Here is a 25,774-nt window from a genome sequence, read left to right on the forward strand (position 1 = left end):
GAGAGGAGATATTGTGCTGATTCAATTATTAGATTACCTGCAAAGTGGAAAGACGTACAGTATTCAGGAATTGGCTGATCTCTTGCATAAGGACATAGACAGTGTGTGGGCGGAACTTGAATATCTGGAAAATCAAGGCTATATACGAAAAGTAACCAGTCAACCAAACTGTACCCAAAATTGCAAAGGGTGTCATGGCTGCGATCAGCCTGCTATAACCGTTGACACTTGGGAAGTGGTAAAGCAAGGATAAGGAGGGACAAATGAAACTTCATGCGTCGGGTGAAGATTACCTGGAGGCCATCCTTGTTCTCCGAAAGAAACTCGGTATGGTGCGCTCCGTAGATGTGGCCCGGCACATGGAGGTGTCAAAGCCAAGCGTGTGCCATGCGGTGGCTACCTTGCGGGACGGCGGCTTTCTTACAATGGACGAAGATCGCTTTCTCCATCTGACCGATGTGGGCCGCGAGGTTGCCGAAAAAATCTATGAACGCCATTGTTTCTTTACCGAGCAGCTTATCGCCGCAGGCGTTGACCCCAGGATTGCGGAGGCCGATGCCTGCCGGATTGAACACATTATCAGCGATGAGAGCTTTTCACGGCTGAAAGAGGCAGCCGCACAAGAGCAAGAATAAACCGAATAAGACAAGCTATCCTGCCCCGCTAAACGGGGAAAGAAAAAAACCGTTGCGGGGCAGGTGGCTTTGTGCGCGCAATTTACATTTTCACCCCGGCGGCGGTTTTGAAATACATTTCAAGGCCGCCGTTCTCCATGCCCTTATGAGGATGACGACCCTGTGCTGAATGATACGGCGGCTTTAGGAGGGAGCCGCCATGAAGCACACTGACCGCCGACAAATTCAGACGATGTTTGCACTATCGTCAAAAAAATCCCGGCCACCGGACAGGCCCCGTCTGGCAGCCAGTGCGAAAATTGTCACAATGTAACTGAATACCGTGTTTTTTGCGCTCGAATAGCTTCATGCTGTCCGGGCGTTTTTTCATACCTATGGGGCCGGAACATCGGGCCAACATGGCCCGAACCCCGTCCCCGGTGCCGTTCCCCGCCGCCCCGTTCAGATTTTCCCGCAAAAATCTGAACGGAGGAAAGGCAGATGGAAGTCACCATCAATTACAACGGACAAGCTGTGGCCGTGGAGGTCACGCTGGAAGTCTATGAATTTCTTGACCGGGCCGACCACAAGACCGAGAACCTGTCCCATGAACAGCGGCGGCACTGGGATGGCCGGGAGTTTGACGAATACATAGTTGCCACCGAGGGCGTGGGTATCTACGGCGAAACGCCGGAGGACTACCTTTGCCGCATGGAAACGCTGGGCGAGCTGATGGCCGTCCTGGACACCTGCACCGAGGCCCAGCGCCGCCGGTTCCTGCTCTATGCCCTGGACGGGCTGACCCTTGCGGAGATCGGGACGGTGTGCGGCTGCTCCAAAGTGGCCGTGTATCAGAGTGTGGAGGCAGTCAGAAAAAAATTTATAAAATTCTTTGAAAACAGGCTTAACGAATGACCTGTTTTCGGGCTACCAAGTGAAAGGGATTGTTCCCTTATCCCAGCGGGAGGCGGACAGCGGACAAGCTGCCCGCCTCTCCCATTTTCAGGAGGTAAGCCTATGAAAACCATCAATCTGCGGTGGATTTATCCCCACTACCGGCACGATGAATTTGTGGAGGTCAGCGACGAGGTTTGGGAGGCCATGCGGCAGGCCCAGCGCGAGATGAACAACTATGAGCGCCGGAAGGTCTACCACCGCGCCTGGTACTCTCTGGACGCATATAGCTGGACAGAGAACTATGCGCTGGAACACGGCAGATCGCCGGAGGAAATCCTTTTGGAGCGCGAGGAACGGGCCGCCCGCCTGCGGCTGGTTGCCGCCTTGCCAGAGGCCCTGGCCCATGCCACCCCTACACAGGCCCGCCGCGTCCGGGCCTACTATATCGCCGGTATCAACCAGCCGAAAATTGCCCGGATGGAGGGCGTACACAGCAGCAAGATCAGTATTGCCATCCGGCGGGGCCTGCGGAATATGCGCCGCTGCTATGACGGCCTTTTCCCGTCAGAGTGAGGGCGGGCCTATGCAGACGATCAACCTCAAACAGTATTACCCATTCTGCACCGAGGACACCTTTGTGGAGGTGTCGGATGAAATTGTCGAGGCGTTTCTGCTGGACAAGCGGGCCGAGGCTGCCAGGGAGCGTAAGATGTACCGCTACAAGGCCCATTACTCCCTTGACTGTGACGATGGGATTGAAAAAGCTGCCATCGGCTGGGCGCAGCCATCGCCAGAGGACTACATCGTGCAGAAAGAGGAACAGGCCGAACACGCCGAGCTGATCCGGCGGCTCTATGAGGCCCTTTCCACTCTTACCCCAACGCAGGCTCGCCGTGTCCATGCCCGGTATATGCTGGGGATGAAAGTGAAGGATATTGCCGCGATGGAAGGTATCACCCCATCCCAGGCGGGAAAGTCCATCTATGCGGCGCTCCGGCGGCTGCGCCGGTACTTCATGCGCCGGAAACGGACAAGCGGCCTATGAAAACCATCAACCTAAAAAAATACTACTACCCGATTTGTAAGAAAGACACCTTTGTGGAAGTGCCGGACGAGGTGGCAGACGCCATTGTAGAGGAAAGCCGCGCAGAGGACGCCAATGACGCCAAACAGCATTATCACTGTTACTCTCTGGACGCATCCCCCGGCATGGAAAACCATTTCCCGGAGCAGGCCGTTTCCCCGGAGGATATTCTGATGGAGAAGGAAACGGAACGGGAACAGGAGGCCGCACGCGCCCTGATGATGGAACGGCTCCGGGAGGCCCTTGCCACCCTGACGCCCCGGCAGGCGAGCTGCCTGCACGCCCGGTTTTGGGAGGGAAAGCCGTTCAAAGAAATTGCCGAGGCCGAAGGTTTTACCACATCGGCGGACATTGTCACGGTACGCAACGCCATCATCAAGTTGCAGAAATATTATATCAGGCGCGGCTGGATGGAGCCGCCAAAGGAGAAAGCGATATGCACAAAGACCACACCACCCAAGCGAAACCGAAAAAGGACGAGCGCGAAGAAGTCCTGAAGGAGATCCGGCAGCTTGAGAACCGCCAGAAGATTTTGGAGAACAAGCAGCGTAACGAGGAACGCAAGGCCCGCACCCGTCGCCTGATTGAGCGCGGGGCCATTTTGGAGGGCGTGTTCCCTCTGGCCCCCGGCCTTCCCGGCATGGAGGTCAAGGCATTTCTGATTGCCCTGTCCCATCTTCCGGGGGCGGCGGAACTGGCCGCAAAACTGCCGAAATCCGGGGACAAGCCATAAGTCCCTTGTTTACAAGGGCGCACTTATACACCGTTGCCGGTGTCGTGCGCCCTGCCGGGGGCTGTTGCGTACTTCGTCCGCGATGGGGAGCTACACTCCCCAAACCCCTTGTGCGCCCCGCGCAGCCAAACACCCGCTTCGCGTCTGTTCGGCTCCACGGAGCCTGAAATATCCCCGCCGAAAGGAGGTGCCACCCATAGATTTTTGTCATATCCCCGTCAGTATCATCAAGCGCAGCGAGGGCCGTTCCGCTGTTGCCGCAGCCGCCTACCGAAGTGGAACCAAACTGACGAATGAATGGGACGGCCTGACCCACGATTACACCCGGAAGGGCGGCGTTGTCCATGCGGAAATCATGCTGCCCGCCCATGCCCCGCCGGAGTTTGCAGACCGTTCCACTCTCTGGAACAGTGTGGAGCAGATCGAGAAAGCCAGGGACAGCCAGCTTGCCCGTGAGATTGAGGCGGCTTTGCCCCGTGAACTGTCCAGGGAACAGCAGCTTGCCCTTGTCCGGGCCTATGTGAAGGACAACTTTGTGGACAAGGGGATGTGCGCCGACTTCGCCATCCACGATAAGGGAACCGGCAACCCCCATGTCCATATCATGCTGACCGTCCGGCCCCTGAAAGAAAATGGCGCATGGGGCGCGAAGTGCCGCAAGGCATACGACTTGGACGAAAACGGCCAGCGCATCCCGGATGGGAAAGGCGGCTGGAAGAACCACCGGGAGGATACCACCGACTGGAACGACAAAGGGAATGTGGAGATTTGGCGGGCGGCATGGGCGGCTTATTCCAACCGGGCATTGGAAGCCGCCGGTCAGCCTGCCCTGGTAGACCACCGCAGCTACAAGCGCCGGGGCATTGATAAAATTCCCTCTGTCCACCTGGGGCCAGCGGCCAGCCAGATGGAGAAGCGCGGCATCCGCACCGACAAGGGGGAAGTCAACCGCCAGATCGCCGCCGACAACAAGCTGCTCAAGGAAATCAAGGCCCGCATTACCCGCCTCTACAACTGGTCGAAGGCCGAGGCGGAGAAGCCGGAGGGCCAGCAGCCCAGCATGATGGACTTGTGGGAGGCCCAGCAGCAGCTCAAGCGGCCTGACACCCGTACCGGAAAAATCCGGGCATTGCAGGAGAGCGCCGCCCTGTTCAGCTTTTTGCAGGCAAACGGCATCCAATCCATGCAGCAGCTCCATGAAAAAATCGCAGATATGAACACCCGCTACTATGACCTGCGGCGAGAGATCGTCAAGGCCGAGCGCCGGATCGCTGTCCTCACCGAGCGCGGGGAGATGTGGGCGCAGTACAACGAGTACAAGGCCATTCATAAACAGCTTGCCAGGATGAAGCCGGAAAAGCGGGAGCTGTTCGAGCAGCGCCACAGCCGGGAGCTGATCCTCTATGACGCGGCAGACCGGTATCTGAAGGAACTGAAAGCCAGCGGAGAGGAACTTTCCCCGAAGGAATGGCGGCGCGAGATCGACCTGCTGACCGCCCAGAAGCAGGTGGACAGCATCGACATGAAGGCCATGCGGGAGGAACTGAAAGCCGTGGAACGGCTCCGCAAGGCCGCCGACCAACTGGCCCGCCAGGAACGGGACAAGCCCCGCGACCGGGGGCCGGAGCGGTAAAGGGTACGGTGTTTTGCCGACCCCTTGCGGTGCGTCGCGTTTCACGACACACCTTTGCACAGAATTGTCAACATTCACTCATGGAAGGAGATTGCCTTATGAAGCAGATTATTTTACCCGTCACTGTCCACCTGAATATCCGCCTGCCCCTTGCCCTCTTGCAGCCGGAACCGGCAGACGCGCCCACCGGCCCGGAGCCGGAGGCCCATGCCTGCCAGGGATGCGGTAACTGCGGCGGGTGCAGGAAGTGCCAGCATGAAGAAAAGCAAGCCTGAACCCATCCCCGTCATGGACTACCGCCAGTACCGCAGAGCGCGGCGGCTGGTACATGAGTGCTGCAACTATGACGGCGGTAACTGTATCGCGCTGGACGATGGGGAGGAATGTGTCTGCGTCCAGTCCATTTCCTACTCCCTGCTGTGCCGGTGGTTCCGGGCGGCAGTGCTGCCGCTGGACAGAGAACTGGAAACGGCTCTGTTCCACCGCCTGGACGCCAAGCGGTGCGCCGTCTGCGGGGCGCTGTTCACACCCGGCTCCAACCGGGCCAAATACTGCCCGGAATGTGCTGTTCAGGTACGCCGCCGCAAAGAGGCAGAACGACAGCGGAAAAGATACTACCTTTCTACGCATTTAGGAGCTGAAAAGCCCTTGTAAATCAAGGCTTTTTTCAAGGGTGTCGCTGGGGGCCTGATAGATTTATCCTTTGGCCCCCAAAACGGCCCTCTAAAGGCGTACAGACCCCTGAAATAACCCCAAGGAGGAACCCTATGTCAGATAACCGAAAATATTACTACCTCAAGTTGAAAGAAAACTTCTACAACAGCGAAACGATGGTCATTTTGGAGAGTATGCAGGATGGCCTGCTGTACTCCAATCTGCTGCTGAAAATGTACCTCATGTCCCTCAAAAACGGCGGTATCCTCATGCTTAACGACCATCTGCCCCACACGCCCCAGACCATCGCCACCTTTACCCGCCATCAGGTGGGGACGGTGGAACGGGCCTTGAAGGTGTTCGTTGAATTTGGCCTTGTGGAGATTTTGACCGACGGAGCCTACTACATGGCTGACATCCAGCTGCTGATCGGCCAGTCCTCTACCGAGGGGGAACGGAAAAAGAAAGAGCGTATGCGGTTGAAGCGTCAAAAACTGCTCCCATCCGGCGGGGCGGACATTTGTCCACCAAATAGCCGGGGGGACATTTGTCCACCAGAGATTAGAGATAAGAGATTAGATATTAGAGATAAGAGTATAGAGAATAGAGAGAGTGAGCGCGCCCGCGCCTATGGCCGTTACCAGAATGTTTTCCTGACGGACGGGGAACTGGCAGACTTGCAGGCCAGCTTTCCCACCGTATGGGGCCAGTACATCGAAAAGCTGTCCGAGTACATGGCCTCTACCGGCAAGCGGTATCAGAGCCATGCTGCCACCATCCGGCGCTGGGCCGGTGAGGACGCGAAAAAGGCGGCCCCGCCCACCCGAAACCGGGATTACAGCGTAAAGGAGGATGAAACCGTATGATGGAGATTACCGCAGAAATCCGGGCGCTGATCGACAAGGCAGCCGCCGGTGTGGAGCTGGCCGGGGACGAGTACATAGACCCGGCAGACGGCCTCATTCACTGTAAGAAGTGCGGCGGCCAGAGGCAGACCGTTGTGCCATGCTTTGGGAAACCGGGCTACTTCATGCCACGCTGTATCTGCCAGTGCCAGCGGGAGGCCGAGGAACAGCGCAGGGCCGCCGAGGAACGGCAGCGCCGCATGGAGCGTATCAGGCGCCGGAAGGCCCAGGGCCTGCAAGACCGCTATCTGTACGACTACACCTTTGCCAACGACAACGGCCAAAATCCCCTGATGGACAAAGCCCGCGCCTATGTGGAGAACTGGAAGGAAGCTTATAAGGACAACACCGGCCTGTTGCTGTTCGGGGATGTGGGAACCGGCAAGTCCTTTTTCGCCGGTTGTATCGCCAACGCCCTGCTTGACCGGGATGTGCCGGTGCTGATGACGAACTTTCCCACCATCCTGAACCGCCTGACAGGGATGTTTTCCGAGGACAGGGCCGACTTTATCGCCAGCTTTGACGAGTACGACCTGCTCATCATTGACGATTTGGGTGTGGAGCGCAGTACCGAGTATGCGATGGAGCAGATGTTTTTCGTCATTGACAGCCGCTACCGCAGCCGCAGGCCCATGATAATCACCACCAACCTGAAGCTGGCCGAACTCAAGAACCCGCCTGACCTGGCCCACGCCCGTATCTATGACCGTATCCTGGAACGGTGCGCCCCGATCCTCTTTGCCGGGAAAAACTTCCGAGAGGAAAACGCCGGGGCCACCAAGCAGGCGGCGAAAGACATTGTGAACCGTAAGAGCGACTGATTGTTTTGCCGGACGGCGCAGCCCCGCCCGGAGAAAGGAGCGCCATGAACGAAGAAACCCGTACCATGCAGACCGCAGACACCACTCCGGCCAGAGCGTCGGAGGACGCCCCCGCGCTGGTAAAGAAAATCGGCAAGACCACCTACAAGGTGCGCGTCCATTTCAGCGACACCAGCACCGAAACCATGAGCGACAAAATCAAGCGTATGCTTAAAAACGAGATACAGCAGATGTGACCGGCTGATAAAGCCAGCCGCCTTGTGTTAAACTGATGATGGTACACACCAAAACTTTTAGCCAAGGAGGACATGAAAATGCTGTACACAGAAAAAGAGAAAAATGAGATTGAGCGCGTCCGCAAAGTGTTTGAGAAACATATCCAGCAGATGACCGCTTATGATTTGGTTTGGTCGGACAAGGTCGGCTATGTGTGGCTGGCAATATCTATCGACCCGGTCTATATTGATACCGGCAACTGGATAGAGTCCGCTACTGGCCTTTGTTATGAGTGCTTGAATGATATAGCACTGGATGTTTTTGGAATGACCGGAAACGACCATGACTTCGAGGACGCCGATCCGCTGGAACTGGCCGAGATTAAGCGGCGCTGGAAACCCTATATCGACCAACTGCCGGAATATGCGTACCTTTGCGACGAACTGTTAAGCAGGAGAAAATAACCCATCCGCCAAAGTGTCAGGAGCTAAAATCTGCTTCCTGGCACTTTTTTTGTGGCTTTTTTGTGAATTTGATTAAAAAGTCCTTGACAACTCGTTTCGGGAAAGACAGCAAAGAGTATTTTGATTTCCTGTGGTGCAAGGCTTGCACCGTTCGACATTGCAGAGCTTCGTGAGATCATGAGCTATGATGAGATGGAACTGGATATGGTAGGTGACCAGAGGACAGCACTGTTTATTATCATTTCCGATACGGATGATACCTTTAACTTTGTTGTGGCGATGATGTACAGCCAGTTATTCAACCTGTTATGTGACAGGGCGGACGATGTACATCATGGCAGACTGCCATATCACGTCAGAATCCTCTGTGACGAGTTCGCAAATATCGGTCAGATTCCAAAGTTTGACAAGCTGATCGCAACCATCCGTAGCAGGGAAATCTCTGCATCCATTATCCTCCAGTCGCAGTCCCAGTTAAAGACGATCTACAAAGATGCAGCTGAGACAATCCTAGGCAACTGCGATACGATGTTATTCCTTGGCGGTAAGGAAAGTTCGACCTTAAAGGAGATTTCCGAGACGCTGGGAAAAGAAACGATTGATTTATATAACACTTCGGACACCCGTGGACAGAGCCGTTCTTACGGGATGAACTATCAGAAAACAGGAAAGGAATTGATGAGCCGGGACGAACTTGCGGTCATGGATGGCAGCAAATGTATCTTGCAGCTTCGGGGTGTAAGACCATTTTTCAGTGACAAGTTCGATATTACCAGACACAAACGGTATAAGGAGCTGTCAGACTACGATAAGAAAAATGAGTTTGATGTGGAAGCGTATATGCGGCATCGGATGGAAGTGAAACTGACGAGGACACAGGAATTTGACCTGTATGAGTTTTCGGAAGAGAGTCTGGCAGAAGAATTAAATACAGAAAACAAGGAAGCAGAGCATGTGAAAGATTCAGACACATAGCTCTTTTTTCTTTACCCTTTTGGGAGGTGATGGATTTGAGAGATCATGAAAGGCCGCCCGTAAGGGCAGAGCCGGAAAAGACTTCTTAAAGATAGAAACCAGAGAAATACAGAGATTTGAAAGGAGACAACGAATATGGCGTTTTTTAATCAGGCAATCAATATTTTACAGACACTTGTGGTGGCGATTGGAGCCGGACTTGCAGTATGGGGTGTTATCAACCTGTTAGAAGGATATGGAAACGACAACCCAGGTGCAAAGTCCCAGGGGATCAAGCAGCTGATGGCAGGAGGCGGTGTCGTTCTGATCGGCACCCAGCTGGTACCGTTACTGTCCGGATTGTTCAGCTGAGAGAAGCAGGAGGGAGATGACTCATGGATCGGATATTTGAAGCGATTGAAGAATGGATGAGGAATCTTCTGACAGGCATGGTAAGTTCCAACCTGACAACAATGTATACCGATGTCAATGAAAAGACCGGTCAGATTGCTGCTCAGGTTGGGCAGACACCGCAGGGCTGGAATGGCAGCATTTACAGCATGATACAGAATCTTTCCGAGTCGGTCATTGTACCGATTGCCGGTATGATTATCACATTTGTACTTTGTTATGAGCTGATCTCCATGTTGACGGAAAAGAACAACATGCACGACATTGACACCTGGATGTTCTTTAAATACTTTTTCAAGATGTGGGTGGCAGTCTGGATCGTCAGCCATACCTTTACGATCACGATGGCGGTATTTGATGTCGGGCAGTCCGTAGTCAGCCGGGCAGCTGGGGTTATCAGTTCTGATACAGCGATCAATATAGATACGATGATCTCCACGATGGAGACAGCGATGGAATCTATGGAGATTGGTGAACTTGTCATACTGGCACTGGAAACGATGCTTGTAAGCCTGTGTATGAAGATTATCTCAGTCTTTATTACAGTGATTTTGTATGGACGTATGATTGAGATTTATCTCTATTCGTCCGTTGGAGCGATCCCGTTCGCAACCATGTCCAACCGGGAATGGGGGCAGATCGGGAACAACTATCTTCGTGGATTGTTTGCACTGGCATTCCAGGGATTTTTTATGATGGTCTGCGTGGGAATCTATGCGGTTCTGGTCGCAAACATCCAGATGTCAGATAACATACATTCTGCATTGTTCGGCGTGATGGCATACACGGTGATCCTGTGTTTCAGTCTGATGAAAACAGGAAACTTTGCCCGCAGTATCTTTAACGCCCACTAAGAAAGGAGGAACTGGCAATGGCATTTGTATCTGTGCCTAAAGACTTAACCAAGGTTAAGAATAAGATCATTTTCAATCTGACGAAACGGCAGCTGATCTGCTTTGGGGTTGCGGCGGTGGTAGGGCTTCCGTTTTATTTCTTAAGCAGGGGAATCATTGGTTCCAGTAACGCAGCGACCGGGATGTGCCTTCTGATGCTTCCGGCATTTTTGTTTGCCATGTATGAGAAGGATGGACTCCCGTTAGAAAAGGTCTTAAAAAATATGATTACCGTAAAATTTATCCGTCCTCCGGTACGCAAGTACCAGATGGAAAATATGTACGAGAAAAAGTATACCGTGGTCAGAAAGAAGAAAGGGGGAACGAAGAGTGTTAAAAAGAAAAAACGATAGACAGCCGCCACAGAGTTTAGACGAATTATATCCGGATGATTACTGGCTGGATGAGGAGGATGGAGAAGAAGAACTTCCAGACCCCGCAATGAAAAGAAAACCAGTAAACGGCAGGCTGCACGATGAGCCAATGGTAACAGGGTATGAAGCACTGGAACGCCAAAGAGGTGTCCGCAGACCGAACCGGAAACTGACACGCAGGGAAAAGAAAGCCCTCAAAAGGGCACAGAAATATGAAGAAAAACTGCATAAGGAACATGAAAAAGCGGATAAGAAAAATGCAAAAAGGGAAGCAAAGCTGGCAGCCAGAGCAGAAAAGCAGGCAGTGCGTGACGCAAAGAAAAACGCAAAAAAGAAAAAGAGAAGATCTGTCGCAGCACCGTCGGGGCAGCGTCCGGCAGGAAAAGTGGTTTCCGGAACGAAAGGCAGTGGGACAGGAAAGAAAACACCGGATAGTGCCAGAGATAAGAGGATCACTGCACAGCAGTCGATTCCATACCATGAGATGGGAAGGGACGGTATCTGCCGGGTGCAGGACAAGTTTTATTCCAAGACGATCCGTTTTTATGACATCAACTATCAGCTGGCACAGAATGAAGATAAGAACGCCATCTTTGAAAACTGGTGTGATTTCCTGAATTACTTTGACAGCACAATTCATTTTCAGCTGTCTTTTATCAACCAGCACAGCAACATGGCAGAGTATGAGAAGGTCATCCATATCAATCCGCAGGAGGATGAATTTGATGACCTACGTATGGAGTTTGCCCAGATGCTCAATAACCAGCTGGCAAAAGGAAATAACGGGCTGATGCGTACCAAATATATCACATTTGGGATTGAAGCGGAGAATATCCGGGAAGCACGGCCAAAACTGGAACGTATCGAGTCGGATATTCTGAATAACTTTAAGATCCTTGGGGTATCTGCCTATCCGCTGAACGGAGAGGAACGGTTACAGATCATGTATGAAACCTTTAACCAGGACAGCAAAGTTCCGTTCCATTTCTCTTATGACGATGTACTTCGGACAGGGCTTAGTACCAAGGATTATGTCGCACCGACCAGTTTTGTATTTAAGAATGGAAAAGATTTTGAGATGGGCGGCACGATGGGAGCTGTTTCCTATTTACAGATCCTTGCACCGGAACTTACCGACAAGATGCTGGCAGAGTTTCTGGAGATGGACAGCAACCTGATGGTGAATTTCCATATCCAGTCCATCGACCAGATGAAGGCGATCAAACTGGTAAAAAGCAAGGTGACGGATATTAACCGTATGAAGATCGAGGAACAGAAAAAAGCAGTCCGGGCAGGCTATGACATGGACATTATCCCTTCGGATTTAAATACATACGGTGGGGAGGCAAAAAGGCTTCTGGAAGATCTGCAGTCCAGAAATGAGCGAATGTTCCTTGTGACAGCATTGTTCTTAAATACCGCACCGACCAAACAGGAACTGGAAAATGTGGTGTTCCAGACTGCAGGTATTGCACAGAAATATAACTGTGCATTGAAACGGCTGGATTACCAGCAGGAGCCGGGACTGATGAGCTGTCTGCCGCTTGCGATGAATTTCGTACCGATCAAGCGGGCACTGACAACGACATCCACGGCGATTTTTGTCCCGTTTACCACACAGGAATTATTTATGAGTGGGGAGTCCATTTATTATGGATTAAATGCCCTGTCCAATAACCTTATCATGGCAGACAGGAAGAAGCTGAAGAACCCGAACGGACTGATTCTTGGTACACCGGGTTCCGGTAAATCGTTTGCGTCAAAACGAGAGATTGCAAACGCATTTATCGTGACGAAAGATGACATTATCGTATGTGACCCGGAAGGGGAGTATTATCCGTTAGTCCGGGCATTTCATGGACAGGTGATCCGTATTTCCCCGACCAGCCACGATTATATCAATCCGATGGATATTAACCTGGATTACGCTGACGATGATGACCCGCTTTCCTTAAAATCGGACTTCATCCTGTCCCTTTGTGAGCTGGTAGTTGGCGGAAAGAACGGACTGGAGCCGGTTGAAAAGACCGTCATTGACCGATGCGTAAGGCTGGTCTATCAGGATTTCCTTTCTGACCCGGTACCGGAAAAAATGCCGATCTTAGAGGATTTATATAATCTTCTCCGTAATCAGAAAGAGCAGGAAGCACAGCGTCTGGCAACGGCACTTGAGATCTACGTCAATGGTTCCTTAAAAGTGTTTAACCATAGAACCAACGTGGAACTGAGTAACCGTATCGTATGTTTTGACATTAAGGATCTGGGAAAACAGCTGAAAAAACTGGGTATGCTGATCGTGCAGGACCAGGTGTGGAACAGGGTAACGATCAACCGTTCTGCGAATAAGAGTACCAGATATTATATTGATGAGTTCCATCTGCTCTTAAAAGAGGAGCAGACAGCAGCATACAGCGTGGAGATCTGGAAGCGATTCCGTAAATGGGGTGGTATCCCTACGGGTATCACGCAGAACGTAAAAGACCTGTTAGCCAGCCGGGAGATTGAGAACATCTTTGAAAACTCTGACTTTATCCTGATGCTCAACCAGGCATCCGGTGACAGACAGATCCTTGCAAAACAGCTCAACATTTCCCCACACCAGCTTTCTTATGTAACGAACAGCGGGGAAGGTGAGGGACTGGTCTTTTATGGCAGCACCATTATCCCGTTCAAGGATAAGTTTGATAATTCCCTGATGTTGTATGCCCTGATGACTTCCAAGCCGGACGAGGTGGAGAAACGGAAGAAACTTGGTATCGGAGAACGGGACGATTAAAGAAATAAACGAAACAAAATAAAACAGAGTAGAGGATGAGCCGGGGGGAATACTTCCGGTAATTTTTCTGCCCGGAAATCATGGAGGATTACAAGATGGAAGATTACAGAAACATGGAGAGATGCAGCGGTGAGCCTTGCTGCGTATTTGCAGAAAGAATCTGTGCAGACAATGAAAAGGAGATTTTGAAAATGGAAAAGGACAGAAAGGAAAAAGTAATGGCTGATGAGATGGTGGATGACCTTATCTATCTGGCAGAACTGATTGACTTTACGGGAATTGTATCTTGTCTGGCTGTAAGGGGGACTTTAAGTGAGCGAATGACAGACAAGCTGACGGATTCCATTGCAGGGATGGCAGATGAAGTGTTGGAAAAATGGGAGGACTATCAGGATAAGACAGAATAACCGGTACAAAACAGTAAAGGGGATGGTCAAAGTTGCAGGAGCATGAGTATAAGGCGAGAGATAAAACCGTCCAGAAGATGAGCCGGGATGGTCTGCGGGAAGAAAACCTCCGGAACAAGGAAGAAAAAAGGATCACCGGACGGGATACGGATACCGAGATTTCCCGCAGTGAGAAGAAAGAGGAACTGGATTTTAGTAAACGCAGACATGAACGGCTTAAAGAAGAACGGGAGATGGAGCAGCCAGAGCAGAGTTCCAGAAAACCCAGATATAGCAGGGAACATGTATCCGACCAGGATATAAACTCAGATATGGGTGAAGAGGTAGAAATAGAGGGAGATATTTCCGTTGAAAATGGAGAAAATCCCAAATCTGCCTTTCGCACAGAGAGTATCCGTGGACAGCCAAGAGGGGAACGGGCATATCTGGAGACAGTTGCAGACAGCCGGGATCTTCGGAAGAAAAAGATGGTCAGGGATTATGCTGCAAAGGAAAGAAGGAAGGAAAAGGAGACTTCCAGAGAAGAAAAAGCAGCCAAAAGAGAATCTGCCCGTTACCGGGAAACTTCCGAAGTGATGGAAGATTCCCTGGATAAGTTCCACGAGGAGATCAAAGGCAAGTCCAAAAGGGAACGGGTGCTGAAGGAACAGCGGAAAAAAGTTTCCCGTCTGTCTTTTGGTGATGAGGGTGACGGCATGGTACATGGTGCCGGGATCGGTATCCGGAATCCGGCATCGGCAGTCAAAGATGCGGCAGTCACAGCAGCACACTGGAAAACGCACGAAGAAGAGGATGAAAATGCGGCAGTGGAAGGGGCACACCGGGCAGAGCTTGTCGGGGAAAGTCTTGCAAGGAAATCCATCTACATGCGGGAACGGCTGAAAGGGCGAAGGGAAGAATCTCGGAGATTAAAAGAAAGCGTCCTGGATGAAGCAGAAAGGAGCAGGCTGATATTTGAGACTGCCTATGGAAATGAAGCGAAGGACGCAGTGAAAAGAGAAGCAGAGAAGAAAAAGAAATCTGCCCTGCAGAAACTCTTTCAGAAGAAGCGTTACCAGAAGCAGTATCAGGCAGCCAGACAGAGTAAAAAAGTAAAGGATGCAGCGATCACTTCCGCACAGAAGTTTACGGAAAAAGCGAAAGATGCCGTCAAGATGGTGGCGGCACAGAACCGGGGGATTTTTGCCACGGTAGCTGTCTTTGCTCTGATCTTTGTGCTGATCGCAGCCAGTTTTACCAGCTGTACGGCATCTTTGCAGGGAGCTTCTTCAGCAATCATCTCTACCAGCTATTCCAGTACGGATGAAGATATTTATGCCGCTGAAAATGCGTACCGTGCCTTGGAAGAAGCACTGAATACACAGATCAATCAGATGGAATCCACCCATCCGGATTATGACGAATACCGGTACCAGATTGATGAGATCGGTCATAACCCATATCAGTTGATTTCTTATCTTACGGTAAAATACGGCGGCTTCACTTACGATGAAGTGGCAGAGGAGATTAAGGAGATCTTCCGACAGCAGTATGGAATCACCACAGACTCTACCAGAGAAACAGTTACAGAAACCAAGACTGTCCGGGTAGGGGAGTCCTTGGGACTGGTTGTGACAAGTGGGTACTGTAACTGCCCGATCTGCTGTGGCCAGTGGAGTGGCGGACCGACAGCCAGTGGGGCAATGCCGACAGCAAACCATACGATTGCCGTGGATGCGGCGAATCCATTTGTGCCGATCGGAACCCATGTAGTCATGAACGGTGTGGAATATGTAGTAGAAGATACCGGAGCGTTCGCAAGATATGGGGTACAGTTCGATGTTTACTATGACAATCATGCGGCGGCATCCGCACATGGACACCAGACATGGGAAGCCTACATAGCAGACAGCAATGGAAACCAGGAAGTGCAGGTCACGACTACAAAAGAGGTGAACCGTCTGGATGTGACGATGACAAACCACAGCCTGGATGCCGTGTTAAGGAGCCGTATGACAGAGGAAGAACAGGAACGCTACGATGCGTATAACAAATATTATGGCAACCGTGATTATCTGTTTGATCTAAACAGCATACCCACCGGAAGCAGTGGATTTGGTTACGACATACCGGCAGATGCTTTATCTGATCCACAGTTTGCAAAAATGATACAGGAAGCAGAAAAATATCTGGGTGTTCCATATGTATGGGGCGGTTATTCCCCAAGTGGTTTTGACTGTTCCGGCTTTGTAAGCTGGGTTATCAATAACTGTGGAAATGGATGGAATGTCGGAAGATGTACTGCCGATGAGCTGCGGTCACACTGTTCGCAGGTATCACCATCGGAGGCAAAACCGGGAGATCTGATCTTCTTCCAGGGAACCTATGACACACCGGGAGCAAGCCATGTGGGAATCTATGTCGGCAATAACATGATGATTCACTGTGGCAAGCCTGTCCAGTATACCAGCATTGCAAGTGCTTACTGGCAGGAACATTTTATGGCGTTTGGTCGTCTGCATTAGAGGAGGTGACAGGGCAGATGAACATGAAATTGAAAAAACTTCTGAATGATATTCAGAAAACAGAGGATAAGATCGCTGAATTACAGGAACACCTGAAGCGGCAGAATACATTGAGACAGCAGATGGAAGATATAGAGATCGTTAAGTCGTTCCGTTCCATGAAGCTGGACAGCCGCAGCCTGCTTGTCCTGCTTGACGGGATTCAGAAAGGAACCGTTACGATTCAGATGGATGAGGACGGCGGTATCACGGTGGAGGATGCAAAAGCTCCGCAGAAAAAGGAAAACAACGAAGAAGTTCACAGACCACCTGTTGGTCAGATGACAGAAAGAGAGGTTTTAGACGATGAGGAATAAAGTGGTAAAGAAACTGCTTATGATTGCCATGGCAGTCACCATGATCTCCGGGACATCCATTGCTACGGTTTATGCAAACGCAAACCCACCGGCGGAGGAGACAACGACACAGGTAGTAGAAGAAACGGCAACAGAATCAACAGAAGATACGGAGAAGAAAGAGGATATCGGAAGGGTCACCGGGGAAGGGGATAATTCGGCTTTTTCTACTCCGGGAAATGCCCAGCTGGTGGATGATAAGGAAAATGATGATACGAAACAGTTCCTTACCATCCAGACCAAGAAGGGAAATACATTTTATATGGTCATTGACCGTTCCAGCAATACAGAAAACGTGTACATGATGTCCCTGGTCGATGAGAATGACCTGGCAGAATTTCTGGATGAGACAGAAAAGAGCAAAGAAACCGAAGAATCAACCGTAGTGATTCCGGAAACCACACCGGAAACTACCCCGGCAGTAGAGGAGGAAACCGAAGTGAAGAAAGAAGAAAAGACGGGAATGAATGTAAAAGGACTTGGAGCAATCGTACTTGCAGTGATTCTTGGAGTGGCAGGGATTGCCGTTTATAAAAAGCATGGACGTGGCAAAGAGGAGGACTATGTAAGCGAACAGCTGGAGTTTTCTGATGGACCGTATGTAAATGAAGAAGAGGATGAGGAAGAATAAACTTCCATCTTCAAAGAAGCAACCAAAATAAGGACAGGGGGCAGCCAGAGTAGTTTGGCTGCCCTTTTTCAGTAGAAAGGACAGAAAAACGTATGTCAAAATTTTTAGTAATCGCAGAGAAACCAAGTGTGGCACAGAGTTATGCCAAAAACCTGTCAGCTTATAAAAAAGAGGACGGATATTTAGAAGGGGAGAGCTGTATTGTCAGCTGGTGCCTTGGGCATCTGGCAGAGTATGCACAGCCGGAGGAATATGACCCGAAATATGAGAAATGGCAGTTTGATGACCTTCCGATTCTCCCGCAGGTCTGGAAGTTGAAAGTTTCCAGAGATAAAAAGAAACAGTTTGATGTGTTAAAAAGCCTGATGAACCGGGCAGATGTGGACTATCTGGTAAATGGCTGTGATGCAGGAAGGGAAGGGGAGCTGATCTTCCAGAGAGTGTATGACCTTGCCGGCTGCAGGAAACCGGTGAAGCGTTTATGGATCAGTTCCATGGAAGATACGGCAATCCGGACAGGTTTTCAGACAATGAAAGGAGCAGAGGAATACCGGAATATCTGCATGGCTGCGGTATGCAGGGCACAGGCAGACTGGCTGATCGGAATGAACGGAACTAGGGCATATACGACCTGTTATTTTAAACGTCTGGTTGTGGGCAGAGTGCAGACGCCAACGCTTGCCATGCTTGCGGAACGTCAGGATAAGATTGAGCATTTTCAGAAAGAAGCCTTTTATAAAGTAGCACTGACAGACGGAAGGCTTACGGTAGTTTCTGAAAATATTGCAAATGAGGAAGCAGCCGATCTCCTTGCTTCCTTATGTATGGATTCGGAAGCAGTGATTACACAGATAAAGAGGGAACAAAAGAAAGCGTTTCCTCCCAAACTTTATGATCTGACCAGTCTGCAAAGGGAAGCAAACCGTTACTTTGGCTATACGGCAAAGAAAACACTGGATATGCTGCAGGAATTATATGAAGAAAAGCTGGTCACTTATCCAAGAACGGACAGCCAGTTCGTGACGGAGGATATGAGGGATACCGTAGAGGAACTGGTAGGGAAAATGCCAGTCTTACTTCCGTTCTTGGATTATGGACAGCTGGGACATAACATCACCAGAGTGATTAACAATGCAAAAGTATCCGACCATCATGCGATTCTTCCAACAAAAGAAGCCGTAGAAAAAGGAATCTCTGATCTGACAGCGGACAAAAAGAACCTGATGATGCTGGTCTGCCAGCAGCTGGTGCAGGCAACAGGGGAAGAGTATCAGTATGAGCAGACGGATATTATGGTCAAATGTCAGGGACATGATTTTACTGCCAGAGGAAAAGTGCCGGTGCAGATGGGATTTAAAGCGGCGGGTAATGCCTTTAAGAACCAGTGCGTGAAAGCCAAGCCGGAAGAAGAAACGGAAAAAGAAACTTCCATCCCATATGGATATGAAGAAGGAATGACGCTTTCTCCGGTAAAGGCAGAAAAGACAGTGCATTTTACTTCCCCGCCAAAACCATTCAATGAAGATACCCTCCTTGCCGCTATGGAAACCGCAGGGAATAAAGACTTTGATTCGGAGACAGAGAAGAAAGGACTGGGGACTCCGGCAACCAGGGCAGGTATCATTGAAAAACTGGTTTCTTCCGGCTATGCAGTCAGAAAAGGAAAGCAGATCTTGCCAAGCACAGAGGGCAGGGAACTGGTGAATGTCATGCCGGCTTATCTGAAATCAGCAGTAATGACTGCAGAATGGGAGAACCAGCTGCTGATGATGGAAAAGGGACAGATTACAGATACTCAGTTTATGGGAGAGATTACTTCTCTTGTAAGTAAGATTTTAGAGGTATGCAGGGAGATACCAGAAGAGGAACGCAGGAGATTCCAGACGGAGAGGGAAGTGATCGGCAAATGTCCGGTCTGTGGCTGTGATGTTTTCGAGGGGAAACAGAATTTTTACTGTTCAAACCGTCAGTGTGATTTTGCCCTTTGGAAAGAAAACCGTTTCCTGGGAAGCATGGGGAAAAATCTGGATAAAAAGATGGCAAGAGAACTTCTTGATAAGGCTTGTACCCATGTAAAAGGTCTGTATTCTAAAAAGAAAGATATGAAATTTGATGCAGATCTGTTACTCACACTGGAGGATGGCAAGCCGAGATTCCATCTGGAATTCCTAAAGAAGAAATAAGACAAGGAGGTAAAGCGATATGTCGAAATTACAGGACATCCGGGATCTGGCACAGGAACATGCTGTATCAGTGAGCGGTTCCCCCAGAGACTGGATGGATTATATGAACACAGCATCAAGGTTATACCGTTATTCTTTTTCAGACCAGCTTCTGATCCATGCACAGCATCCGGAAGCAACGGCCTGTGCATCACTGGAATTATGGAATGAAAAGATGTTCCGATGGGTGAACCGTGGTGCAAGGGGAATCGCCCTGCTTGATGAAACAGGGCAGCATACCAGACTCCGTTATGTGTTTGATATTTCGGATACCCACATGGTAGCCGGGGGCAGAAGCCCGTATCTGTGGCAGATGCAGGAACACCAGAGAGAAGAGATCCTCACCCATCTGGCAGAGGTCTATGCTCTGGAAGAAAAAGATACAGCAACTTTGCAGGATGCATTGATGGCAGTCGCAAGGGAAATGGTCAGTGATAATCTGGAGGAATACCTGGACGGATTGGAATATGCTGTAGAAGGTACTTATCTGGAAGATCTGGATGAGGTGACGATCCGCAGTGATTTTCGTCAGCTGGCAACAGACAGTGTTTACTATCTGCTTTCCAGGCGATGTGGGCTTGACCCGATGGAACTTCTGGAAGAAGAGGACTTCATGCATATCACAGATTATAACCGTCTGTCTGTTCTTGCCTTCCTTGGAAATGCGGCAAGCCAGCTCAGTGAGAGTATTTTGATTGATATTGGAAAGACCGTACATAAAATTTCTCTGGAAGAAGCGAGAAAAGAGGTTGAAAATTCCAATGAAAGGAATTATAATAACTTTATCACGTTAATGCGTAAAACTAAAAACCGTGATGCAGAAACGAAAAAAGAAGAAAATATTGAAAATGAAGGAGGAACCGATTATGGAACTGACATATCATCGCAAGGGAGATTACCTGTTTCCGAATCTGACCGTAGAGGAGGAAGAAGTGACGATAGGGAAATACGGGATGCTTCGGAGGAGATTCCTGAAGGAACACAAGAACAGCCTTTATCAGAGCCTGTTCCTGACAGGAAAGCTGAACAGCCATCTGGCAGAAATCGAGAAGGCAGCACAGGAGAGGATGGACAGCCAGATGGAGAAATTGCTGAAGAACCATCCGGCACCGGACAAGGAAGCAGACCCGATGGCCTGGACAGCACATATGAACGCACTGATGGCAACAGCGGAAGAGAGCATCTTGACGGAATTGGTATACAGCTAGTTGAAGATACAAGAGAAGATGGACTGAGTAAAGCAGAGGAAGAAATTGCCTCTGCTTTATCTTTGCCCGAATATCCAACTGCAAATGAACAAAGACGGCAGATCGAGGAAAGAGCAGCAGCCCTTTATGCCGGAGAAATCCCGATTCCAGAAAGCGTTGTCGATGATATTTTACGGACAGGAGGAAACCGGGCGGGCAGTCAACTTCGTATCATCTATAATTTTATGAGCGAACAGGCCCCGGAGGAATATACGGAGTTTGTGAAGCGTGAATACCGCAAAGGTGGAAAAGGCTTTCAGATTGATGGAAGTGAATATTCGGTCTGGTTTGATGAAACCGGGATGCAGATCGTAGTGGGGCATACGGTCACAGACCAGATTTTAGATAAGGCATTTTTATCATGGGAAGATGTCAGCGGACGTATCCATCAGCTTTTAGACCAGGGTGAATATGCACCGCAGTCTGTATTGGATGCAGCAAGAAACAATGCAGTAAAAGAACATGCACAGGCTCTTGCCTATATGAAAGGGGATATGGCAGAAGGGGTAGCCGAGATTGTTTTTGATGAGGAGGATTTACCACATCTTCACAGTATCTATCCGGAGATCACGGATTATCTGGAAGAAAAGCTGGAAGATCCACAGTGGCTTTCGGAACTGAATGAAAGACTGGATGCACTGGCAGAAGCCTATGAAGAAAATCATTCTATTATGCGTTTCCATCATTATAATCCTATAAATATCTCAAAGCAGTTTCAGAAGTTTGCGGATGAGGTGATTCCTTATCAGGCTAGGGATGGCTTTGCCTGGAAAGAACATCCGATGTTCATTACACAGGATGAGATTGATGCTTATCTTGCAGGAGGTGGAGCGTATTCGCAGGGCAGGCTTAGGACGTATTCCTTTTATCTGCTGCATGAAGATGAAAGATCGAGGACAGGTTTTATCAAGGAACAGTATGGAATCGGTGGAAGCAGTCATGCACTGTCTGGTGCCGATGATTCACACGCAAACTATGATGGAAAAGGATTATTTCTTGCAAGAGGTGCTTATGGGAATCCATATACGTCAATTATATTATCCTGGAATAAAGTTGCAAATAGAGTAGCTTATCTGATAAAGAATGACCAGTTCTTGCAGGCAGAAGATTATGCTCGTATGCCGGAATATGAACGGGAGCAGATGGCAAATAAGGTACTCCGTTTTTATGACCGTCTTCCGGAAGAGATGGACAGACCATTTACGGAGGACTTCTTCTGGGAAAAACCAAGAAAAGAAATGATGGCAGTTTTAGAGAATCCAGAGCAGACAGAAGAACTGTTACAGAATATGGATGCAGCATTGGCAGCTCTTCCATTGGATTTTGAAGCGTATGGGACAAACTATCAGCAAAAAACAGAACTTCTTTCGGAACTTCATCAGTATGCAGAAGGAACCTATACGATATTCCCGACACCAGAAGCAGAACCATTCTTTACAGAACCGTCAGGGCACCAGATGACCATGTTTGATTTCTTGGATACGAAGGCAGTGGCAGAACCGACCGTAGTCGATATGTCAGATGTGGAGGAAATAGAAGAGGAAGAGGTTACTGCCGAAGAATCTATTCTGGAAAGTCAGGAACAGGAAACAACGAAAGATTCTGAGGGACAGGAACCAACTGAACCAGAAGAAGAGACAACAGCTAAAACCGCAGAAGAACTGGCAGAGTCCTGGGATGAGGGTGTTTTTGAGTATCAGGGGTATCACTTTGAAGCAGTAGGGGTATTGCCGGAAGGACTAGAGGGAAAAGATCTGGTTGCACAGACCCGTTCCAATACAGAACTTCATCTGTCGACCTATCATACAGAAGATTTCCCTAAATATTCGTATGATGAGTTTTATGCAGTCAGCAATGCACCAACTGCCGATGTGTTCCGGTGCCTGGAAACCGGACGCAATTATATTCCCGGAGAAAATGAACTGTTTGGATATGAAGGAGAATTCCAGCCATATTTGAAACCGGAAGCAGAAAAGATTGTAACAGAACCGCATAACTTTCGGATTCAGGATAATGACCTTGGAGCAGGCGGTCCGAAAGCAAAGTATAAAGCAAATATGGAAGCCATCCATTTGTTACAGACTTTGGAGAAAGAAGAACGTCTGGCAACACCCGAAGAACAGGAAATCTTATCCCGTTATGTTGGCTGGGGTGGTATCCCACAGGCATTTGAGGAGAGTAACAGCAGCTGGGCGAATGAGTATCTGGAATTAAAGAATACTTTATCGCCGGAAGAATACAGTGCAGCAAGGGCATCGACCTTAAATGCTTTTTATACGTCCCCGACCGTGATCCGAAGTATGTATGAAGTACTGGAAAATATGGGACTGAAACAGGGAAATATTCTGGAGCCGTCCTGTGGTGTCGGTAACTTTATGGGACTGATCCCGGAGAGTATGGGCAAAGCCAATATGTACGGTGTGGAACTCGACCCGGTTTCGGGAAGAATCGCAAAACAGCTTTACCAGAAAAACAAGATTGCAGTACAGGGATTTGAGGAAACCAGTTATCCGGACAGCTTTTTTGACTGTGTGATAGGCAATGTTCCATTTGGGGCGTATCAGGTCAGTGACCGCAGATATGACCGGCATCATTTTATGATCCATGATTATTTTATTGCAAAATCCCTTGATCTGGTGCGTCCAGGCGGCGTAGTTGCAGTAGTAACTTCCAGTGGAACGATGGATAAGCAGAATCCGGCAGTGAGACAGTATATCGCAAACCGGGCAGAACTGCTTGGAGCCATCCGATTACCGAATAATGCGTTCCAGAGAAATGCCAATACCAGCGTTGTTTCTGATATTCTGTTTTTCCAGAAAAGGGACAGGGCATCCATTGAGGAACCGGAATGGTTAAATTTAAAGGAAACACCGGAAGGCTATTCGGTCAATGCTTATTTTGCAGAGCATCCGGAAATGGTGCTTGGTGATTTTACTACAGAAAGTACCCAGTACGGAAAGCAGGAAGTGACCGTAAAACCAAAAGAAGGAATTACCTTAGAAGAACAATTAAAAGAAGCTGTCCAGAATATCCATGGTACGATCACGGAACTGGAACTTTCGGATACAGAGTTGGAGGAGGATGTTGTCTCTATCCCGGCAGACCCGAATGTAAAGAATTTCAGTTTTACCGTAGTGAATGATGAAGTCTATTACCGGGAAAATTCTGTGATGAACCGCATGGATCTTCCGGCTATGACAGCGGAACGTGTTAAAGGGCTGGTGAACATCCGTGATATTACGAATGAACTGATCCAGTGCCAGATGGAAGAGGAAAGCGATGAACAGATCACAAAGCTGCAGGGAAAACTCAATGAAGAATACGATACCTTTACAGCAAAATATGGTCTTATCAGCAGCAATGCCAATAAGCGGGCATTTAGTCAGGACAGCAGCTATTGTCTTTTGACTTCTCTGGAATTTCTGGATGATAAGGGAGAACTGAAACGGAAAGCGGATATTTTTACCAAAAGGACGATCCGCCGGGCAGAAACGGTGACTTCTGTGGATACTGCCAGTGAAGCCCTTGCTGTTTCCATTGGTGAGAGGGCAGGTGTTGACCTTTCCTATATGGCACAGCTTTCAGGGAAAACAGAAGAGGAGCTTACAGAAGAACTGGCAGGGGTGATCTTTAAGAATCCGATCGGTGAAAAATGGGAGCCGTCGGACGAATATCTTTCTGGAAATGTGAGGGAGAAACTGCAGATCGCAAAACAGTTTGCAGAAGATCACCCGGAATATCAGGTGAATGTGCAGTATTTGGAGCAGGTACAGCCAAAAGATCTGGATGCATCAGAGATTGAAGCAAGACTTGGGGCAACCTGGATCTCCGAGGATTACATTACACGGTTCATGGCAGAAACATTCCATACACCAAGATATTATGTAGGGAGCAAGGTCAAAGTCCAGTATGCCGAAGTGACCGGACAGTGGAATGTTATGGGAAAGAATGTGGACAGCTACGGAAATGCCCTTGTCACTTCCACATATGGAACACAGAGAGCCAATGCTTACCGTCTTTTGGAAGATGCCTTAAACCTTAGAGATACCAAGATTTATGACACGGTACAGGATGCCGAGGGGGAACACCGGGAATTAAACCGGAAGGAAACAATGCTGGCACAGCAGAAGCAGGAGCTGATCAAAGAGGAATTTAAGGAGTGGATATTTAAAGATCTGCACCGACGGGAAGATCTCTGTAAGATTTATAATGAACGATTTAACAGCATCCGTCCACGGGAATATGATGGAAGCCATATTCAGTTTGTCGGCATGAACCCGGAGATCACCCTGATGCCGCACCAGAAAAATGCAGTGGCTCATGTGCTGTATGGAAATAACACCCTTCTGGCTCATTGCGTAGGAGCAGGGAAGACGTTCCAGATGATCGCAGCTGGTATGGAATCAAAACGGCTGGGACTCTCACAGAAGAATCTTTATGTTGTGCCAAACCATCTGACCGAGCAGTGGGGCGGTGATTTCCTACGTCTCTATCCGGGAGCAAATATCTTGGTGGCAACGAAGAAAGACTTTGAGCCGGCAAACCGAAAACGGTTCTGTTCCCGTATTGCGACAGGGGATTATGATGCCGTGATCATTGGACATACACAGTTTGAGAAAATCCCTCTTTCAAGGGAACGGCAGATTGCCATGCTGGAAGATCAGATTGCAGATATTACGTTCTCCATTGAAGAAGCGGCACATCAGGCAGGACAGAATTATACCATCAAGCAGTTGGAAAAAACAAAGAAGAGTCTGCAGGCGAGGATGAAGAAACTCAATGACCAGACCAGAAAGGATGATGTAGTAACTTTTGAACAGTTGGGCGTAGACCGGCTGTTTGTGGATGAAAGCCATAGTTTTAAGAACCGTGCGAAACGTTGTGCATAAGCCCTTGTTGACAGCAAGGACGAACAGCGCCATGTGATTGCACTTAGCAA

General features: G+C 49.4%; 23 protein-coding genes and 2 pseudogenes. All 25 read left to right on the forward strand.

Translation table 11 applies throughout. From position 1 onward, the window contains the following. Positions 1–13: 13 nt before the first annotated feature. Positions 14–253 (forward strand): FeoC-like transcriptional regulator, encoded by a 240-nt coding sequence (locus ACESSZ_RS08265; RefSeq protein WP_412264819.1) that lies wholly within the window; start codon positions 14–16, stop codon positions 251–253. 10 nt (positions 254–263) lie between these two features. Then, a complete protein-coding gene (locus ACESSZ_RS08270) occupies positions 264–635 on the forward strand; it encodes a metal-dependent transcriptional regulator (protein WP_499842741.1) in 372 nt (123 codons plus the stop codon). Positions 636–1,115: 480 nt separating this feature from the next. Further along, positions 1,116–1,529 (forward strand): RNA polymerase sigma factor, encoded by a 414-nt coding sequence (locus ACESSZ_RS08275; protein WP_072851883.1) that lies wholly within the window; start codon positions 1,116–1,118, stop codon positions 1,527–1,529. A 102-nt stretch (positions 1,530–1,631) separates the two neighbouring features. After that, positions 1,632–2,084: an RNA polymerase subunit sigma-24 gene (locus ACESSZ_RS08280; RefSeq protein ID WP_087290561.1), complete on the forward strand. Its 453-nt coding sequence runs from the start codon at positions 1,632–1,634 to the stop codon at positions 2,082–2,084. 10 nt (positions 2,085–2,094) lie between these two features. Then, positions 2,095–2,556, forward strand: coding sequence for an RNA polymerase sigma factor (locus tag ACESSZ_RS08285; protein ID WP_418713552.1), 462 nt, complete (start codon positions 2,095–2,097; stop codon positions 2,554–2,556). Further along, on the forward strand, positions 2,553–3,092 hold the full coding sequence (locus ACESSZ_RS08290) for an RNA polymerase sigma factor (protein ID WP_499842742.1): 540 nt from the start codon (positions 2,553–2,555) through the stop codon (positions 3,090–3,092). Before ACESSZ_RS08285 ends, ACESSZ_RS08290 begins: the two co-directional genes overlap by 4 nt. After that, positions 3,032–3,328: a DUF3847 domain-containing protein gene (locus tag ACESSZ_RS08295; protein ID WP_087290567.1), complete on the forward strand. Its 297-nt coding sequence runs from the start codon at positions 3,032–3,034 to the stop codon at positions 3,326–3,328. The genes ACESSZ_RS08290 and ACESSZ_RS08295 overlap by 61 nt, the downstream gene beginning before the upstream one ends. A gap of 187 nt (positions 3,329–3,515) precedes the next feature. Then, positions 3,516–4,961, forward strand: coding sequence for a MobQ family relaxase (mobQ, locus tag ACESSZ_RS08300; RefSeq protein ID WP_499842743.1), 1,446 nt, complete (start codon positions 3,516–3,518; stop codon positions 4,959–4,961). Positions 4,962–5,059: 98 nt separating this feature from the next. Beyond that, positions 5,060–5,236, forward strand: a complete 177-nt coding sequence (locus ACESSZ_RS08305) for a hypothetical protein (RefSeq protein WP_164706778.1) — start codon at positions 5,060–5,062, stop codon at positions 5,234–5,236. Continuing rightward, positions 5,217–5,615, forward strand: coding sequence for a cysteine-rich VLP domain-containing protein (locus tag ACESSZ_RS08310; protein ID WP_102268791.1), 399 nt, complete (start codon positions 5,217–5,219; stop codon positions 5,613–5,615). The genes ACESSZ_RS08305 and ACESSZ_RS08310 overlap by 20 nt, the downstream gene beginning before the upstream one ends. A gap of 113 nt (positions 5,616–5,728) precedes the next feature. Continuing rightward, positions 5,729–6,481, forward strand: a complete 753-nt coding sequence (locus tag ACESSZ_RS08315) for a phage replisome organizer N-terminal domain-containing protein (protein ID WP_499842744.1) — start codon at positions 5,729–5,731, stop codon at positions 6,479–6,481. Beyond that, positions 6,478–7,341 (forward strand): ATP-binding protein, encoded by an 864-nt coding sequence (locus ACESSZ_RS08320; RefSeq protein ID WP_499842745.1) that lies wholly within the window; start codon positions 6,478–6,480, stop codon positions 7,339–7,341. Before ACESSZ_RS08315 ends, ACESSZ_RS08320 begins: the two co-directional genes overlap by 4 nt. A 65-nt stretch (positions 7,342–7,406) precedes the next feature. Beyond that, positions 7,407–7,577 carry a transposon-encoded TnpW family protein gene (locus tag ACESSZ_RS08325; protein ID WP_499842748.1) on the forward strand — a complete coding sequence of 57 codons (171 nt, stop codon included), beginning with the start codon at positions 7,407–7,409 and terminating at the stop codon, positions 7,575–7,577. A 78-nt stretch (positions 7,578–7,655) separates the two neighbouring features. Then, positions 7,656–8,021, forward strand: coding sequence for a hypothetical protein (locus ACESSZ_RS08330; protein ID WP_006574342.1), 366 nt, complete (start codon positions 7,656–7,658; stop codon positions 8,019–8,021). Positions 8,022–8,108: 87 nt separating this feature from the next. After that, a pseudogene (locus tag ACESSZ_RS08335) lies at positions 8,109–8,996 on the forward strand (VirD4-like conjugal transfer protein, CD1115 family); the annotation flags it as partial. 135 nt (positions 8,997–9,131) lie between these two features. Beyond that, positions 9,132–9,347, forward strand: a complete 216-nt coding sequence (locus ACESSZ_RS08340) for a Maff2 family mobile element protein (RefSeq protein ID WP_005338487.1) — start codon at positions 9,132–9,134, stop codon at positions 9,345–9,347. 23 nt (positions 9,348–9,370) lie between these two features. Next, on the forward strand, positions 9,371–10,240 hold the full coding sequence (locus tag ACESSZ_RS08345; RefSeq protein ID WP_004612759.1) for a VirB6/TrbL-like conjugal transfer protein, CD1112 family: 870 nt from the start codon (positions 9,371–9,373) through the stop codon (positions 10,238–10,240). Between the two features lie 17 nt (positions 10,241–10,257). Then, positions 10,258–10,632, forward strand: a complete 375-nt coding sequence (locus tag ACESSZ_RS08350; RefSeq protein ID WP_118198039.1) for a PrgI family protein — start codon at positions 10,258–10,260, stop codon at positions 10,630–10,632. Continuing rightward, positions 10,610–13,429, forward strand: a complete 2,820-nt coding sequence (locus ACESSZ_RS08355; protein ID WP_499842746.1) for a VirB4-like conjugal transfer ATPase, CD1110 family — start codon at positions 10,610–10,612, stop codon at positions 13,427–13,429. Before ACESSZ_RS08350 ends, ACESSZ_RS08355 begins: the two co-directional genes overlap by 23 nt. Before the next feature lie 95 nt (positions 13,430–13,524). After that, entirely contained in the window at positions 13,525–13,836 is a 312-nt protein-coding gene (locus ACESSZ_RS08360; protein ID WP_096241066.1) for a hypothetical protein, read from the forward strand. A gap of 32 nt (positions 13,837–13,868) precedes the next feature. Next, a complete protein-coding gene (locus ACESSZ_RS08365) occupies positions 13,869–16,340 on the forward strand; it encodes a C40 family peptidase (protein WP_117718949.1) in 2,472 nt (823 codons plus the stop codon). Between the two features lie 17 nt (positions 16,341–16,357). Further along, entirely contained in the window at positions 16,358–16,696 is a 339-nt protein-coding gene (locus ACESSZ_RS08370; protein WP_004612754.1) for a DUF4315 family protein, read from the forward strand. Further along, on the forward strand, positions 16,686–17,366 hold the full coding sequence (locus tag ACESSZ_RS08375) for a CD1107 family mobile element protein (RefSeq protein WP_118198037.1): 681 nt from the start codon (positions 16,686–16,688) through the stop codon (positions 17,364–17,366). The genes ACESSZ_RS08370 and ACESSZ_RS08375 overlap by 11 nt, the downstream gene beginning before the upstream one ends. Before the next feature lie 92 nt (positions 17,367–17,458). Next, complete coding sequence (locus tag ACESSZ_RS08380; protein WP_306793681.1) at positions 17,459–19,549, forward strand: DNA topoisomerase 3; 2,091 nt, start codon at positions 17,459–17,461, stop codon at positions 19,547–19,549. A gap of 3,280 nt (positions 19,550–22,829) precedes the next feature. Then, positions 22,830–25,703: pseudogene (locus tag ACESSZ_RS08385) on the forward strand (DUF8437 domain-containing protein); the annotation flags it as partial. Positions 25,704–25,774: the final 71 nt, after the last annotated feature.

It is taken from the genome of Eubacterium sp. 3_1_31 (assembly GCF_964249515.1).
Classification (GTDB): domain Bacteria; phylum Bacillota_I; class Bacilli_A; order Erysipelotrichales; family Erysipelotrichaceae; genus Longicatena; species Longicatena caecimuris.

Coding starts and splice junctions, on each gene's coding strand:
- ACESSZ_RS08315 (WP_499842744.1), top strand. CDS start 5,729: ATGTCAGATAACCGAAAATATTACTACCTCAAGTTGAAAGAAAACTTC.
- ACESSZ_RS08370 (WP_004612754.1), top strand. CDS start 16,358: ATGAACATGAAATTGAAAAAACTTCTGAATGATATTCAGAAAACAGAG.
- ACESSZ_RS08325 (WP_499842748.1), top strand. CDS start 7,407: ATGCAGACCGCAGACACCACTCCGGCCAGAGCGTCGGAGGACGCCCCC.
- ACESSZ_RS08330 (WP_006574342.1), top strand. CDS start 7,656: ATGCTGTACACAGAAAAAGAGAAAAATGAGATTGAGCGCGTCCGCAAA.
- ACESSZ_RS08295 (WP_087290567.1), top strand. CDS start 3,032: ATGCACAAAGACCACACCACCCAAGCGAAACCGAAAAAGGACGAGCGC.
- ACESSZ_RS08275 (WP_072851883.1), top strand. CDS start 1,116: ATGGAAGTCACCATCAATTACAACGGACAAGCTGTGGCCGTGGAGGTC.
- ACESSZ_RS08380 (WP_306793681.1), top strand. CDS start 17,459: ATGTCAAAATTTTTAGTAATCGCAGAGAAACCAAGTGTGGCACAGAGT.
- ACESSZ_RS08290 (WP_499842742.1), top strand. CDS start 2,553: ATGAAAACCATCAACCTAAAAAAATACTACTACCCGATTTGTAAGAAA.
- ACESSZ_RS08320 (WP_499842745.1), top strand. CDS start 6,478: ATGATGGAGATTACCGCAGAAATCCGGGCGCTGATCGACAAGGCAGCC.
- ACESSZ_RS08305 (WP_164706778.1), top strand. CDS start 5,060: ATGAAGCAGATTATTTTACCCGTCACTGTCCACCTGAATATCCGCCTG.
- ACESSZ_RS08270 (WP_499842741.1), top strand. CDS start 264: ATGAAACTTCATGCGTCGGGTGAAGATTACCTGGAGGCCATCCTTGTT.
- ACESSZ_RS08375 (WP_118198037.1), top strand. CDS start 16,686: ATGAGGAATAAAGTGGTAAAGAAACTGCTTATGATTGCCATGGCAGTC.
- ACESSZ_RS08280 (WP_087290561.1), top strand. CDS start 1,632: ATGAAAACCATCAATCTGCGGTGGATTTATCCCCACTACCGGCACGAT.
- ACESSZ_RS08345 (WP_004612759.1), top strand. CDS start 9,371: ATGGATCGGATATTTGAAGCGATTGAAGAATGGATGAGGAATCTTCTG.
- ACESSZ_RS08285 (WP_418713552.1), top strand. CDS start 2,095: ATGCAGACGATCAACCTCAAACAGTATTACCCATTCTGCACCGAGGAC.
- ACESSZ_RS08310 (WP_102268791.1), top strand. CDS start 5,217: ATGAAGAAAAGCAAGCCTGAACCCATCCCCGTCATGGACTACCGCCAG.
- ACESSZ_RS08340 (WP_005338487.1), top strand. CDS start 9,132: ATGGCGTTTTTTAATCAGGCAATCAATATTTTACAGACACTTGTGGTG.
- ACESSZ_RS08350 (WP_118198039.1), top strand. CDS start 10,258: ATGGCATTTGTATCTGTGCCTAAAGACTTAACCAAGGTTAAGAATAAG.
- ACESSZ_RS08360 (WP_096241066.1), top strand. CDS start 13,525: ATGGAAGATTACAGAAACATGGAGAGATGCAGCGGTGAGCCTTGCTGC.